The following is a 14,639-nucleotide window of genomic DNA, read 5'->3' on the forward strand; positions in this document are numbered from 1 at the left end:
CTCAAATTCAGACTTCAAGTTTGTGTTTAATATTATTCATAGAGTATTGAATGTGCCGCCGCATTAGCATCTCGGCTAGCTCTTCATCTCTATTGTTGATTGCTTGTACAATGTGTTTGTGCTCTTCAAAAGCCGTGCTGACTCTTGGCCCTACCATTCCTAACTGAACGCGGTACATACGGATAAGGTGATACAAACCATTTACTAGCATATTAATAAGGTGTTGGTTTTTAGAGCCAAGAATGATGCGGTAGTGAAAATCTACATCTCCTGCCTCTTGATAATAAGTTTCAGAATCTTTTACTTCGTTAAAGTGAGAAATAAGCAATGAATTGAGTTGCGCGATTTCAAACTTACTCATATTACGAGCAGCAAGTCTCGCCGCCATGCCCTCTAGCGACTCTCTAACTTGATATAGCTCCAATAAACCTTCTGAACTTAGAGATACAACTCGGGCTCCAACGTTTGCTTTGCGCTCGACTAGGTAACAGGTTTCTAATCGGTTGAGTGACTCACGAATAACCGCGCGAGAAACCTCATATTTTGTCGACAACTCTAGCTCACTGAGTTTCGTACCTGCTGAAATACTACCTTCTACAATTTCATCTCTGAGACGGATGAATGTCTTGTCAGCTGCAGTTATTACGGGTTTTTGAAGATCGTCCACGCCAAGTTTCCAAGATTCTTAGTAGGCAAGTTGTCGACAATGATAGTGATTAATATGCGTTAGTCAAGTTGAAAAACGATTTGCACAATAAATTGTCGACAATGGGTGTGGGTTACTTACTTTCTTTTGAGTGTCAGAGCATGCTTGTAATAAATCAAAAAGCTAGAAATGCGGGGGTGCTAATTACTATTGAGAGTAAAAATGCTTAGTCGATAGTTTGAATTAATGATTTCGCTAGCGCGTAGCTTGGTGAAGATTGATGCTTCGCAATAATCTCATTGAGATATGCACGGGCATCTTCTTTTCGCTTGCTTTTTATCAATGCTTTTGACAAGTAGAAGAGTAAAAAACTATCTTGAGAATTTTGAGTTTGAGCGCGTCTGAGCCACGATAAACCCTCGACATGACGATCAGTATCGACAAGCAGTATTCCCATACTTTTTTGTAGCGCAAATGACGATTCGTCAATACTTAATCCCCTGCGTAAATATACCTCACTTTGTTCCGGCGCCTCGGTGTAGGTAATTTGCGCCATGCGATTAAGGATGGCTGTTGGATTAGGACTTTCGCCCGAATCTAATAAAATTTCATAGTGCCTTAATGCTTGTTTTCTATCGCCATAGTAATAATGAAATTGAGCCAATAGATTGCGAGAAAAATATCGCTGTGGATAGCGCTCGACTAATGGCTCAATGAGGGCTTGGAAAGCTTGTCTAGAGATCCCGTTACCCAATAAGGTAAATAATTTTGCCAGTGCTAATTCGGACGAATCATCCAGGGCAAGTGTTTGTTCGTATAAGGCCACTGCTTTTTGGAATTCACCTTTCGCTTGTGCTAATTCGGCCTGAGTGAAGCGAAGTGCAGGCCACACCCCAATTCGTGTCTCAAGTTTGTTAGAAAGGGATTCAGCTTTTTCAAATCTCTGCTGTGAAATTAGCCATTTAAATAAGTCTAGTTGGACGTTTAAATCATTTTGAAACAATGAAGCGGCACGCCATAGTGCCTCGCCTGCCTTGTCTATCTGATTATCTGTTGCGAATAATCGGTGTAATAAATACAGGCTATCTTTGTCACTGAATTGCTGACTATCCAAGTCTAAGAGGATCGGCCTTAGCGAATCTAATTTACCCAGCCTGTATTGGAGCCAATGCGATTGTAATACTAATGACTTATTATTTGGCATCAGCCCTTTGAGAATATTAACATGTTCCAATGATTGTTCGAGTGCCTGTTGTCTTAGGTATGATTCAGCCAACATCGTATGAATATCGACATTAAATTTATTGTTTTCTAGTAGAGAGAGTAGGCTATGTTCTGCTTGTTTAATCTCATTTTTATTAAGCAGAAGCCTTGCATTTAATAGTTGTGTTGCAAGCGATTCGGGGCTGTTGCGCAATGCTTTCGTTAGCAACTGTTCGGCGGCAGACAGTTGATTTTGTTGCATTGCAATATTGGCCATATTTGTAAGGGTTTGGCCATGTTCTGGGTGAACGTTTAGCGCTTTGTCTAGATAGCTACTCGCGATTGATAAATTACCTTGTTGAATATAATACGCAGCAACAATGTTTAGCATTTCAACATTGTTTTGTGCAAGCGTTAACACCCCTTGTGCTATCGATTTTGCCTCTTCAAGCCGTCCTAATTGGTAGGATAGGAACGCTTTGATAGTGCCGACTTGTAATGTTGATTGTTGTGCTTCACTAAGTCCAGATAATTGCTGATAGGCCTCTTCAATGTTTCCGCGCGAAATTTTCAATTGAATATCAAAAAGAGCGATCTCTAGTGAATTTGGATAGCGATTTATCAACTCATTTCTAAGTATGATGGCTTTGTGAACTTTATTCTGTGAAGCATACAGTTGGCCTAATAATACGATGGCTTGGATGTTATCCATGAGTTGCGGCTCATATGGCTCTAGAACGCTTAAAGCTTGTCTAGCTTTGTTTGTGATTAGATAAGAACGGGCAAGATATAAAGCAGCTGTAGGGTCTTGTTCAACCATAAATAAATACCGTTGAAGCGTCTCTTGCGCTTGCGCATGGTTGTTCTCCAACAGGCTGACCATTCCACGAAGATATTGAAGCCAAGGTTGTTCGTTAAACGCCTTTTTTGGAAAGCTCTCTAGCTGCTCTTTTACACTGGTAATAATTGCTTCACTCTCTTGTTGCTTCCCTTGGCGATTGGCAATTAATGCTTGGGTATATGAGGCAAATAAATCATTTGGCGTCTTCTCCAAAATACTATTAACCGATCGCCAAGCCTCATCGAGATCTCCTTGTACGATTAATAAATCCACAAAATTTCTTATAATGGATTGATTACTGGGGTCCAAATTGAAGGCTTTTTGAAGGTTTGTAATTGCCTTTTGATAATCTTGTTGAGCTTTATATACTTGTCCCAAGATACGATATGACTCAGGATTAATTTCGATAGCAAGGGCTTGATGAGCGTATTGCATACTTGCACCATCGTCATTTTCAATTAATGCTGTGAGTGCTAGTCCATTGTAGGCCTCGTAGCGCTCACTGTTTTGCTCTGTGAGTGCTTGATATTCCTTTTTTGCGCAGTTTAGGTCTGCAGTCAGTATACAGGCCCTTCCTTGCGCTAATTTCCAAAGATATCTATTAGCAGTACTCAGGCGATTAAATTCAGAGAATTCTGATATTTCTTGGTATCGTCCTTGTGCTAACAAACTATTAATGTATTGCTCTACGAAATTATTCGGGTCAGCGCCTCCATCAAGCGCGCTTTCGAATACTGGCAAGGCGTCTTCATGCAGTTCTTTATCGGACAAAATTTTTGCGTATAAGATTTTTACAGCAAGATTATTTGGCGTTTGCTCTACAGCATTCTTTATATGTATGTAAGCAGCTTCAATTTCAGAACTTGTAAATGCTTGAATGGCTGATTCGTAGTGCTCGTTTGAATTCTCAAACGCGCTCACAATAGAATGCGCAAGCGCGCAAAATAAAACGAATATCCTAAGCACAAGCTACGTGACAAGACTGTCTCTTGTTAAGCCTATTAAGCAAAACGAGTATAGGAATTAGCAGGATAAATGCGGTGTTTGAAGGAGCCGAAACTACAGGCGTGGAGTTTGGATTTGAGCTTGGGGTGATGTCGCCAGAACCATCAAATAAATAAAAGTGGAACTGACGATTACCCGTGTATGATTTAGCCGCAACTGCACCATCGAAATCGCCCCCTGAAACTACTGCATAAGGGGCAATAATCGAGCCTTTCGGCGAATAATTCATAAAATCAACTGTTTCGGCTTCATAGAAATTCCAAACAATATTGGGAGCGCTCGCCAAATCAAACCCGCTGTTGCCTACATTGTTACCTGTGAAAGTTACATTTTTACCAGATACATTAATAACAACAGTATCAGCTAAGCCTTTATTTAGACGAAGCTCTTGATTTGGAAGGCTAAGATCCTGAGCGCTGACATTAAATACAGCAAGTTGCTCACTGCCAGTATAGCTAAAGTTCGAGTTAGAAAAGTTGCCATTGGTCTGTAGGTTTTTTAATACGACTGAATCAGTGTATACCTGATTTAAAACACTATTTGCATAGGCAATATCAGATGCACTGGCTGTTCTTCTCGGAATATGGCTGTCAACATTAGCATTGAGTGCGCCACCATATACGATGCTACTACCGTTGAGTGTTCTTATTTGGCTGGCATTTATATCACCTAGCACAATGACTGCATCGACATCGCCGTCATAACCATTTGCGCTTGTCAGCCGAGAGCCAATTTCTAAATTGTTTGTATAACCACCAGAGCCATTACTGATTCCGGATACATTACCACCTATAATCGCGCTTCCATAAACATGCCCATCACTGCCAGCGTAGTCGCCCAAGATAATTAGGTTGTGAGTGCCAATGGTTGATTCTGTGGAGACTGCTAAGCATGAAAACATGCATAGTAAAACTGCTGATATTGTTGAACGCAAAGAATTGAACACGGGAGTTGGAGCCTTTAAAAAAGTGAAAACAACATACGACTACAAAGAAAAGTCTACATTTAAAGCGCTATATTAATAGTTTTTGAGTAATTTGTCACCAATGAAAGCACTTTCATTAGTTTGAAACGCGTGAGTGTGTACTACTTAGATATGCACACAGGTATATATTGAAAAATAACCCTTTTATATTATGTAGATACGCAGATACGCAGTTTATATACTTAGTATTAATCAAATATTACAGTCGGTGAAAAAGCGCGCATATGACTATAAAAAATTGGCTTTATGGCAAGGTACAATTCGTTTTTTTGGTCATTACGCTGGGTTTTTACTCTAATCACCTTGTACATGCAAACGTCGCAACTAACGTAAATACAGATCCCTCAGAAGCTTCTAGCCAAGCTATTGAAAACGTCTTAATCATTGGTAAACATCCCAACAACAATTTGTTCGAATATGCGTCGAGTGTCAGCACGATGTCCTCAGAAACAATCCAAGCTTGGAACATTCAAAATGCTGAAGATATAGTATTGAGCATGGCCAATGTGGACGCTCGAACGCGCTCGCCAATGAGTGCAAATATCTCTATTCGTTCAGTAGGTTCTGAAAACTGGCATATCAACGCCAACCAAGGCGTGGCTCAAGCAGTGGACGACGTCAGTATTCAAGGAGCATATGCGAGCAAACTATCTATGTTCGACTTGCAAGGTGTTGCTGTATATCGAGGCCCTCAAACTGCGCTCTTTGCTATCAATAGTACGGGAGGGGCAATTAATTTTGAAACGATCAAACCATTGATGAACGAGTTTGAGGCTAGTACCAATGTGCGATTTGGACGGTACAATAGGCGAGAACTTAGCGCTGCGCTCAACTTGCCCTTAGTAGAAGATGTGGCACTGCGCATGGCTATGAGTAATACCAAACGCGATCCACTATGGTTTAATGCATTTACAAACACAATGATGGGAAGTGTTGACCAGCGAGGTTTTAGAACGCATCTTCAGTGGGATATGTCTTCGCAAAACTCCCTACTTGTTACGTATCAGTACGGCAGCGACAACGGCAGTCGAGTACCTTACTTAGGAATCGGATATTGGCAAACAGATGGCGAAAATGTTGAAGACGGGCGCATAGTCGATATCACCGCCCCATTGGACTGTCAGGCTTTGTTACCTTCCAACAGTAGTAGTTTCAACCAAAAAAGCAATTGTGTCACCGTGAGACCATTTAGTGGTAATCAGGCCGTGGCTGGTGGGGCAAGCGATTGGTACACAACATACGACCCTGCAGATGATGTCAGTAATGTCAGATTTGAGTCATTAAAAATAAATTACACTCAATTCTTTGAGCGTTTCGAATTAAATACATTGGCAGTCATCGACAGCGTTAAATCGGACTATATTGAAAGCTTAAGCAATAATCCATTTGGGCTTGCTTTTATGCCTTCGCAAACCAATGATAAATCACATTGGATGTATGAATTTAGGCTTAATTCTTTAAAAGACTCAAATTCTGTATGGATGGTTGGGGTAACCATCAGTAATAGTCAGGACTATTTTGGCACTGTTATAACCCGAACTGATTCGGGCGGTGCGCGATTTGGTATCGTCCCCGCTGTATCGATTGACCAAGATAATCAAACCTATTCTGGATTTGCGGCATACGAATATTCTTTAAATCAACAGTGGTCAATATCTGCAGACATTCGTTACAGTAAAAACAAGCAATCTGGCCTTAGCACCGCCAATGTATTGGCAAAAACGGATAACGCAACGCCATCTGGAGAGCCTTTAGATAGTGGAATGTATATCACGAGGACACTTCTACAGGCACTCACTCAGAATGTGAGTGGCCCATGTCCGCCGGGGGTTTTTGGCTGGGGCTTTTGATACAAGGGCATTGGCTGCGTTTGTTGGTGCGGCAGATGATCCGGTTGCACCCGAGACCTTAGATGTATTGGAATTTGGATGGAAATATCAAACAAATGATCTATCTTTTGATCTTGCAAGTTTTTATTACAAGTGGGAAGACAAACAAACCTTTGACTTAAATAATGAAGGCAATCCTGCTTTTTTGAACATACCTAAAGCGAATGTCTATGGGTTTGACGGGGACCTTAAATGGCGAATATCAGACAATTGGCAATTAAATCTCAGCACAGGCTCGCTGCAAAGTGAAATAGTTGACGCAGGCAATTTAAGGTTTACCGAAAAAGGAAAGACATTATCGCACACACCTCGTTGGTCCCATGCGTTTTTGCTTTCATATTTTTTGGAAAACAAATTAGGAGAGTCTAGTGTTAATCTTAGTCATCGATATAAAAGCCAAGTCTATGACAATAATGCAAACACTGAATACAATGTTATCGAAGCTCAAGCGCTTTGGAATATTTCGATGAAACATCAATTTAAACAAAGCAACCGTTTAAGTTATAGTATTGAAGCTGGTGTTGAGAACATTAGCGGTGAAAAACACTGTCATTCATTGACCGATAACGCGAGCCTTTCATACGCTGTTCAATGTCGCCCTAATGTAGGAAATGCTCAGTGGTATCTAGGCTTGAGAGTAGATATGTGATGTGTAGGCTTTTACTTTGTGTGCTTCTTTTAACGTGTGCAGGTTCACTCTTTGCGCAACAAAAGGCTGATCTCAAAGAAAAGAACAATATCAATATATTACTTGTTCATGGCTTTAATCCAACATTGCCTTGGTCTCAAGACTTTATTCAAGGGGTGGCCAAGGGGACGAAAAACGCAGAACAACAAGTAAACGTGTTTGTTGAATCAGTCTATTCTGAGTATTCTGAGGACGCGATAGACTTTAAGACGGTAGCAGATAGCCTAATCGTAAAGTACAAGAACATTCAAATTGATGTGATCGTTGGCGATAACATTCACTCAAGTGAGTTTGTAGAGTACCTCCGTACAAGTGGTTTATTTGAGGGGGCTAAGTTGGCGGTTTTTGACCCCATAAAGGTTTACGATCCTCAAAGCACTGAAATCATCAGTCCCTATCAAATTTTTAACGCTGCAAATATAAAACTTCAGGTAGAAAACGTTTTCGCGATGGTACCCGCCCCTTCTAGAATTATTTTAAGTCGCTCAAAAGAAAATTTGTTCATACATCATTACAATGAGATAAAAAAATACCGTGATGAACATCTTCCGAATGTACAAATAGAACTCTGGGGTCTTGATAAACCAGAAGTGTTTGAGCAAAGGACCGAGTTGACGCCTCAAGATCTATTCTTCTATTTTCCTGTTTTTTACGATGTTGATGGTACAAACATCCCGCCCAAACTCTTCTTAAGAAAGTTTGCGACTGACCTTAAATCACCGATTTTTAGTTTTTACTCTACTTTTATGGGCGAGGGGATTGTTGGGGGACTAGTTTACGATGCAGCGGTACAAGGTGAGTCGGCCATTTCGTTTGCACTAGCAAGCCTTGGGTTTGCTAGCCTGCAACAAGACTTTCCTACTGCCATTTGGATGTATGACTATGCGCAAGTTAAACGTTTTGATTTAACAATATTGCAAGATAAGGATGATGTTATAATTATTAATCCACCATCATCCATTTTGAATGAATACCCCCTACATTTAGCAGGGCTCATCATGCTCTTTGGTTTGTTGCTATTTCTTTTATTCCTTTACAAAAATCGCAAGCTCAACCGCGCTTACGAAGAGCTTGAAATAGCACATGCTGTGGTCGAAAAAACAGCTAACCAAGCCATTGAAGCATCCAATGCAAAAAGTAAATTTCTCGCCATTGTCAGTCACGAAATAAGAACCCCAATTAATGGTTTGATGGGGGTATTAGAAATGCTCCAACATACAAAGCTTGAGTCAAATCAGACTAAGTTGTTGAACATGGGAATTTACTCTTCAGAATCACTATTGCGTACCGTTAATGACATTCTTGATTTCTCCAAATTGAATTTAAAAAAATTCACTTTAGATGCAAGTGTCTTCTCTCCGCGAGAACTCATGAACGAAGTCTTTCAGTATGCTGAAGTCATAGCTGGGGCAAGTGGTCTTAAGGTTAAGGTCGATTTGACACGATTGGTCGATGTGCCATTGTTGGGCGACAAAAGTCGAATCAAACAGATTTTTGATAACTTGATTAACAATGCCGTTAAATTTACCTCTTATGGCTCAATTAGCATAAACGCAAGGGTGATCCGTACGGGCCAGTTCGGTCACAAACTCTAAAATACAGAGTCTAAGCTTTGATATAAACGAAATAATAGAACGCAAAATACTGCTTGTCGAAGACAATGTAATCAATCAAGAAATGGCGAAAATGCAGCTTTCTCTCTACGGACTTAGTTGTGACGTGGCGAATGATGGACAAGAGTGTATTGAGAAAATGCTCGAAGTATCAAAACCTTACGATATTGTTTTAATGGATATTCAAATGCCTCGTCTCGACGGATACGCGGCTACCAAAATGATCCGATGCGGAGACGCGGGTAGTGTTCACAAAGATATTCCAATCGTGGCACTTACTGCCCATGTATCTCTTGATGAGCAACAGCTAGCACATGCCGTGGGGATGAACAGTCATATTAATAAGCCGGTTGAAAGCGTCAAACTTGTCACTGAAATCTATCGCTTACTGTCGAGTTACAAAACTGCAGCTTGACTGCATCATTAATCACCTTATATTTGATTGGATAGATATACAGGCGACTTTGGGAGATAAAGTGATTAACCAATTCAATGTAACTGAACTTAGAGTGCTAGGCGTGCTTCTCGAAAAAGAAGTGACCACGCCTGATTATTACCCAATGACATTAAATAGCATCACAGCTGCTTGTAACCAAAAAAGCAATCGAGAGCCAGTGATGACGCTGAGTGAATCTGAGGTGCAAGAAGCTTTAGACTCACTCAATCAACAGCGCTTGTTGTTTGAAGAACAATCTGCTCGTGTTACTAAGTATAAACATCGCTTTTGCAATACTGAATTTAGTAGTTTGCAATTTAGTGCTCAGCAAGTCGCCGTGTTATGTGTACTGTTTCTTCGGGGTCCGCAGACGCCCGGTGAATTGCGCACTCGAACGCAACGCTTGGCACAGTTTACAAGCGTTGATGAGCTTGAGGCTTGTTTACAGAGCTTACAACACTTTAATGGCGAGCAGCTTGTGCATAGATTAGCTCGGGAACCCGGAAAGCGAGAATCTAGGTATATCCATTTATTCGCTGATGCAGAGGCGACGCTTATCAAAGGTGAAACGCCTGAGGGCTCTTCAAACATAAGTATCGCTAGCAATGACCAAGACTTAGCGCAAAGAGTTGAACTATTAGAACTTGAAGTAGAAGAGCTTAAAGTACAGCTCTCAACACTTATCAGTAAGTTACCCAGTTAAGTCTTATTTTAAGTTGGCAGTTAGCGCATAAAAGTGGGTGTTTTCCCAGCGGTTGTATTCTGCTGGGTAGATGTCAAACACCTCTACATTAGCGAAGCCACAACTTTCAAGTAGCTTAATTTCATTGTCTAGGTGTCGATAATTGGAATAATAATTACTGCCAATTTCTTCTGAGAAACCAGCTACTGTAACATCTTCATGTACACCCAACTGATTTTTGACGATAAGTTGGCCCGTTGGTTTCAAATAACGTTTGATATTTGCATAGATGGATTTAGCTTCATCTTCATTGAAGTAGTTCATAACGCCAAATAGAGACAAGACGTCAACAGGAGATAAATGTAAGTCTAAATTGAGCACGTCAGCATTGATAATATCGACGTTTGGAGCATCAACAATGAACTTCGAAAAGTTTTCATATCTTTCGACCGCTGTAATGTGCCCAAATTCGTCTACAATTGCATTGATTAACAACCCTGTGCCCGCCCCTAAATCTAGTAAGTGCTTGTCTTTAGAGGCGCGTTCTTTCATGAAGGCAATATCAAATGCAGAAAAATCCTTGGCTTTGTTGCGCGTTTCTGTCGGTTCTTTGATATTAGCTGCCATTTTATCGTAGTAGCTCATTACATCTTGGTTTTTCATATTACCAACTCTTTACAAATTTGATTGCGTTTTTGTAGTCTTCGTATGTGTCGACGTCTTGTGCTCTAATATTCAAAAAAGGCAAAGGCAATAAACCTTCAATTTGATTAAATACATTGCTGGTCAAATAGCGTATGTGTTTTTTCTGAATTTTAGCGGGTCCGGACCATTCAAAGTCGCCGCATTCACGCGAAAAAGAAGTGACTTGGTTTTGGTCATCCACGCGCAAGAATACCGCATCCTCTGAAATAATTCGGCTACCTCCTACGTACTCTCCGTCATAGCCTATGCATCTTTGAATGTCATCAGGATGCACGACAAGATCACCATCCCAAGCTACACAATATTCGTTGGCATGACGCGCCCCTAGGTACAGACTGGTGCCTGTTTTTGTTTGAAAGTAATCATGGTTATAGACAAATACTACGTCTGTGCGTAGTTCTAAAACCGCTTTTACGACACTGCGTGCTTGATAACCTATCACGACACGTAAGTCTTCGACCTCTTCAAACGCTTTTAGCTGTAGATGAATGAGTTTTGTGCCTTCAATTTCAATCAGTGCTTTTGTTTTTGATAAACCAAGCCTAGACCCAATGCCTGCGCAACTTAATACGATCGACGTACCAGGCTGGGGGGAATTAATTTGATTAATCAAGCGAAGTAAACTAGCTTCTTCAAATACGCAATAATCTGCAATTGCTAAAATGCTATTGGCGGGATAATGCGTAAGACCACAAGCGATCGATACGTCCGCTAAACGCATCGCTTCCATATCGTTGTTTCCATCACCAATAAATACAACTGTGCGGCCTAATGATTGATAATGTTCGACGATTTTTTCTTTTTTGAGAATACTGTTCAATTTGACTATTTTGTTGTTCTCAACAATTGCATCAGATGAAAAACAAGCACAGTCTAATTTTTCAGTAATGCCGTTAACCCACTCTTTGCAATTACCGGTTGCGATAGCACATTGTTCTGGGTGTGAATTGATAAACTCTGTGAGCTTTGGAAACAATTTGACTTTAGAGAGCGCAGTTTTCACTATATCAATGTCGAATTGACCTAAAATCCCCACTCGCTGAATAAAGCTTTCTACAAAAGGCACGTTGCCCGCAATCGTTTGTTCCGTAAGAGCATTGATTTGTGCTTCAACATTACACGCCTTTGCAATAACCGGTAAGGTTTCTTCTTGAGTAATCGTGCCATCTAAATCAAATATAAAGACGGCTGGTTTTTTAGTGTTAAAATTAGTCATCTTGTTTAAATATAAATTCGCTTTTGAGTTGAGCTTTCTTGATCGTATCTATTGATACGCATTCCCAATTTTCTCCATCACCTACCGACAGATCTTTTTTCGGGGAGCGCCAATTTCCATAAGTAAAACGCAGATAACCATCTGGATCATTGGGGACATATATATTCGTTCCTTGCCAATTTATTTTATCAAGGCCATCTAAGTGACAAGCTGGATTATGCCAAGCACCGAAACTACTCAACTTAATTGCTTTATCTCCGACGATGCCTTTAATGGCGATAGATACCGAAAATGGTTGATACGCACCTGCAACTTTCGGTTTAAAGCTTATATAAAAATGCAACGCACAATCATTACAATCACTGTCTCTTCTTACTGACCAATCAATAGCATCGTCAATTTTTTGAACTTGCTCAACTAACAGTTTTTCAAGCAACGGTGCAAAACGCGCCTCACAGGCCAAATCAATATCATCATCCCATGCAATGAGGTCACCATCGCGCATAATGCCTAGCAAGGTGCCATAATCAATGTGAAGGGGTAAGGCTCGCTCATACGCGGCACCACATAGGGTTGTGATGACTCTACGGGCTAGTGCTAGTGTATTGTCGTGTTGAAAAGGGTAGAGAGTTTCGCCGCTATTTTTATAGTATTTTTTTGCGGTGTAATGACTTGGTTGGAAGGTATGCCAAGCTCTTCAATCAGTTGCTTCTTGATCGTACCTTCCCAATAACTGGCGATTAATATTTCATCGTAATCATAATCACCCATATTGCCGGGGGAAATAACGAGTAAGCCATTAAAGTACTGGCCGTGTTTATCTGTATCGTTGTCAACCGCAGCTAAGTATTCTCTTTTATCTGGCAAGTTTTTGAGAAGTTGTTTGGCTGAGTTACCTGTGCCAAAAATAAGTGTCTTAATCACGGCGTTCTCACGCTAGTTTTATAAGTTGCTCTTTTTATTCAATTTATATGCCATGCTGTGGTTTTTTATATTTCGCGCAAAAAAACACTTCTCTTTAAATGCCTAAAAGTAAAAAGCCTTGTTAAATTATGACTTTAGCGCTAGTTTAAATTCATTGTTAACAGATACAGACTTTATATATACAGCAATGACAAATGGCGCTATCAATATAAACAAGGGCATGACCAAACGGTTAAATAGGCTGAGTGGTTATGGCATCGAGTTACGGCCAATTGAAGAGTCTGACTTAGAACAACTTCTTGAGTGGCGAAACAGGCACGATATTCGCATTATGATGAAAAACCAAGGGCTAATATCGTTTGATTCGCATGTCGCATGGTTTAAAGCGCTTGGCACAAAGTCGACGCAACAGCATTTTGCAATTGACTACAAAAGTACCTTAATTGGCAGTGCGAATGTCAGTTTAATCGAGTCAACGAGCGACAGTACTCAAATGCAATTTGAACCGGGGCTATACATTGGCCATGAAGGCTACAAAGGCAATATTGTAGCATTCGCGCCGAGCTTAGTTCTCAACGACTATTGCTTTGATTATCTTGGTGCTAAGAGGCTTGTGGCTACCGTTCTCCTGCAGAACAAGGCGGCCATTGCTTACAATACGAAGTTGGGTTACCAAGCGATGAGCGAACAGTGTACTGAAGGCGAAAAAGAATGGCTGATAATGGGGTTGCAGAAGCAAGAATATCAGCATGCCACAAAAATGATACGTGGCTTTTTATCGAGATAATTATTTAATTAAAGGCATATTAAATCAGTGAATAATTCTGAAAAATTACGTCAAACTTTTGCTTCGGCATTGTCGGTCGATTTAGATAAAGTAGTTGATGAACTGGCGTATAACACAATAGATGAGTGGGATTCGACCGCTCATATGATACTGATCAGTGAGCTCGAAAATGATTTCGATGTGATGCTAGAAACCGATGAAATTATTGATTTGAGTTCGGTGGCTAAAGCAAAAGAGATATTGCAAAAGTACAATGTCACTTTCTAAACAAAATGCAGTTCTAATTACAGGGGCAAGCGGTGGTATTGGATTTGCCACGTTGTTGTCCTGCCTTCGTCAGGGATGGCATGTATTTGCCGCTTGTCGGTCGATACAAAAGCTACAATCCTCAATCGCGAACGTAATCAATAGCGATGAAGTATCGAGCTTGATTGATCGAAATGTCACTAAGTTGGAATACGATGTTTGTGACTATCAAAGCATAAAGAATGCGTTTCGAGAAATTCAATCTTCGGACTACTCCTTATTCGGCTTGGTTAATTGTGCCGGTGTCATGAAAGATGCACCTTTGTTGATGCAAACTAATGAGGATATTGAGCATCAAATGAGCGTAAATGTTATCGCTAGCTTAAATCATATCCAGTTTGCAAGCCGGTTAATGGGCCGAGCCAGAAGCGGCAGTATCGTGAATATTACATCCGTGGTTGGTATTGAGGGAAGTGAGGGACAAGTAGCGTACTCCACCACCAAAGCTGCGGTCATAGGAATGACCAAATCCGTTGCCAAAGAACTCGCACCATTGGGTATTAGAGTAAACGCAGTTGCGCCAGGTTTCATTGATACACCATTAACCGCTAGCTACGATGAGCAAAAACGAAATGATGTGCTAACCAAAATAGGCTTAGGCCGGTTTGGACATGTCAATGATGTGGCACATTCAATTACGAATTTATTGAAAGAAGATAGTGCTTACATCAGCGGGCAAGTTTTGAGAGTTGACGGTTTGATGAGTCTTTAAT

The 14,639-nt window shown here is 40.6% G+C and carries 16 protein-coding genes; 9 read left to right on the top strand and 7 right to left on the bottom strand.

Features of this window, described 5'->3' with window-relative positions; translation table 11 throughout:
* Positions 1–7 precede the first annotated feature (7 nt).
* The 3 genes from KUL10_RS09460 to KUL10_RS09470 all read right to left on the bottom strand — a co-directional run bounded on the left by KUL10_RS09460 (position 8) and on the right by KUL10_RS09470 (position 4,596).
* The gene (locus tag KUL10_RS09460) at positions 8–667 is read right to left on the bottom strand and encodes a GntR family transcriptional regulator (RefSeq protein ID WP_110428671.1); all 660 of its coding nucleotides are present in this window, start codon (positions 665–667) and stop codon (positions 8–10) included.
* Positions 668–872: 205 nt separating this feature from the next.
* On the bottom strand, positions 873–3,611 hold the full coding sequence (locus KUL10_RS09465) for a tetratricopeptide repeat protein (protein WP_146216772.1): 2,739 nt from the start codon (positions 3,609–3,611) through the stop codon (positions 873–875).
* A gap of 37 nt (positions 3,612–3,648) precedes the next feature.
* Positions 3,649–4,596: a choice-of-anchor A family protein gene (locus tag KUL10_RS09470; RefSeq protein WP_110428673.1), complete on the bottom strand. Its 948-nt coding sequence runs from the start codon at positions 4,594–4,596 to the stop codon at positions 3,649–3,651.
* Here KUL10_RS09470 and KUL10_RS18935 point away from each other — a divergent pair.
* The 6 genes from KUL10_RS18935 to KUL10_RS09495 all read left to right on the top strand — a co-directional run bounded on the left by KUL10_RS18935 (position 4,595) and on the right by KUL10_RS09495 (position 10,009).
* The gene (locus KUL10_RS18935) at positions 4,595–4,717 is read left to right on the top strand and encodes a hypothetical protein (protein WP_255417688.1); all 123 of its coding nucleotides are present in this window, start codon (positions 4,595–4,597) and stop codon (positions 4,715–4,717) included. The genes KUL10_RS09470 and KUL10_RS18935 overlap by 2 nt on opposite strands.
* A 187-nt stretch (positions 4,718–4,904) precedes the next feature.
* Entirely contained in the window at positions 4,905–6,530 is a 1,626-nt protein-coding gene (locus KUL10_RS09475; protein WP_110428674.1) for a TonB-dependent receptor plug domain-containing protein, read from the top strand.
* Complete coding sequence (locus KUL10_RS09480; protein ID WP_158525357.1) at positions 6,514–7,218, top strand: TonB-dependent receptor domain-containing protein; 705 nt, start codon at positions 6,514–6,516, stop codon at positions 7,216–7,218. The genes KUL10_RS09475 and KUL10_RS09480 overlap by 17 nt, the downstream gene beginning before the upstream one ends.
* A gap of 20 nt (positions 7,219–7,238) precedes the next feature.
* Entirely contained in the window at positions 7,239–8,852 is a 1,614-nt protein-coding gene (locus tag KUL10_RS09485) for a histidine kinase dimerization/phospho-acceptor domain-containing protein (protein WP_158525358.1), read from the top strand.
* Positions 8,853–8,901: 49 nt separating this feature from the next.
* Complete coding sequence (locus KUL10_RS09490; RefSeq protein ID WP_255417689.1) at positions 8,902–9,285, top strand: response regulator; 384 nt, start codon at positions 8,902–8,904, stop codon at positions 9,283–9,285.
* Positions 9,286–9,346: 61 nt separating this feature from the next.
* On the top strand, positions 9,347–10,009 hold the full coding sequence (locus KUL10_RS09495; RefSeq protein ID WP_110428727.1) for a YceH family protein: 663 nt from the start codon (positions 9,347–9,349) through the stop codon (positions 10,007–10,009).
* 3 nt (positions 10,010–10,012) lie between these two features.
* Here KUL10_RS09495 and KUL10_RS09500 read toward each other — a convergent pair whose 3' ends face one another.
* Genes KUL10_RS09500 through KUL10_RS09515 form a run of 4 tightly spaced genes read right to left on the bottom strand, consistent with a single transcriptional unit; the run spans position 10,013 to position 12,833 of the window.
* Positions 10,013–10,651, bottom strand: coding sequence for a class I SAM-dependent methyltransferase (locus tag KUL10_RS09500; RefSeq protein WP_110428678.1), 639 nt, complete (start codon positions 10,649–10,651; stop codon positions 10,013–10,015).
* A 1-nt stretch (position 10,652) separates the two neighbouring features.
* Entirely contained in the window at positions 10,653–11,909 is a 1,257-nt protein-coding gene (locus KUL10_RS09505; protein WP_110428679.1) for an HAD-IB family phosphatase, read from the bottom strand.
* Positions 11,902–12,489, bottom strand: a complete 588-nt coding sequence (locus KUL10_RS09510; protein ID WP_110428680.1) for a LicD family protein — start codon at positions 12,487–12,489, stop codon at positions 11,902–11,904. Before KUL10_RS09510 ends, KUL10_RS09505 begins: the two co-directional genes overlap by 8 nt.
* A 17-nt stretch (positions 12,490–12,506) precedes the next feature.
* Positions 12,507–12,833, bottom strand: coding sequence for a nucleoside-diphosphate sugar epimerase/dehydratase (locus KUL10_RS09515; protein ID WP_110428681.1), 327 nt, complete (start codon positions 12,831–12,833; stop codon positions 12,507–12,509).
* A gap of 118 nt (positions 12,834–12,951) precedes the next feature.
* Between KUL10_RS09515 and KUL10_RS09520 the strand changes: the two genes are divergently transcribed.
* From KUL10_RS09520 to KUL10_RS09530, 3 genes are read left to right on the top strand one after another with little or no spacing between them, the layout of a single operon-like run.
* Positions 12,952–13,620 (top strand): GNAT family N-acetyltransferase, encoded by a 669-nt coding sequence (locus KUL10_RS09520; protein ID WP_110428682.1) that lies wholly within the window; start codon positions 12,952–12,954, stop codon positions 13,618–13,620.
* A 27-nt stretch (positions 13,621–13,647) separates the two neighbouring features.
* Positions 13,648–13,887, top strand: coding sequence for an acyl carrier protein (locus tag KUL10_RS09525; RefSeq protein WP_110428683.1), 240 nt, complete (start codon positions 13,648–13,650; stop codon positions 13,885–13,887).
* The gene (locus KUL10_RS09530; RefSeq protein ID WP_110428684.1) at positions 13,874–14,638 is read left to right on the top strand and encodes an SDR family NAD(P)-dependent oxidoreductase; all 765 of its coding nucleotides are present in this window, start codon (positions 13,874–13,876) and stop codon (positions 14,636–14,638) included. The genes KUL10_RS09525 and KUL10_RS09530 overlap by 14 nt, the downstream gene beginning before the upstream one ends.
* The last annotated feature ends 1 nt before the right edge of the window (position 14,639 follow it).

This window comes from Glaciecola sp. KUL10 (assembly GCF_003203515.1).
GTDB lineage: Bacteria > Pseudomonadota > Gammaproteobacteria > Enterobacterales > Alteromonadaceae > Glaciecola.

Bases quoted from the DNA above. Each gene is read 5' to 3' on its own strand.
- KUL10_RS18935 (WP_255417688.1), top strand. From the start codon at position 4,595: ATGCATAGTAAAACTGCTGATATTGTTGAACGCAAAGAATTGAACACG.
- KUL10_RS09470 (WP_110428673.1), bottom strand. From the start codon at position 4,596: ATGTTTTCATGCTTAGCAGTCTCCACAGAATCAACCATTGGCACTCAC.
- KUL10_RS09475 (WP_110428674.1), top strand. From the start codon at position 4,905: ATGACTATAAAAAATTGGCTTTATGGCAAGGTACAATTCGTTTTTTTG.
- KUL10_RS09500 (WP_110428678.1), bottom strand. From the start codon at position 10,651: ATGAAAAACCAAGATGTAATGAGCTACTACGATAAAATGGCAGCTAAT.
- KUL10_RS09505 (WP_110428679.1), bottom strand. From the start codon at position 11,909: ATGACTAATTTTAACACTAAAAAACCAGCCGTCTTTATATTTGATTTA.
- KUL10_RS09530 (WP_110428684.1), top strand. From the start codon at position 13,874: ATGTCACTTTCTAAACAAAATGCAGTTCTAATTACAGGGGCAAGCGGT.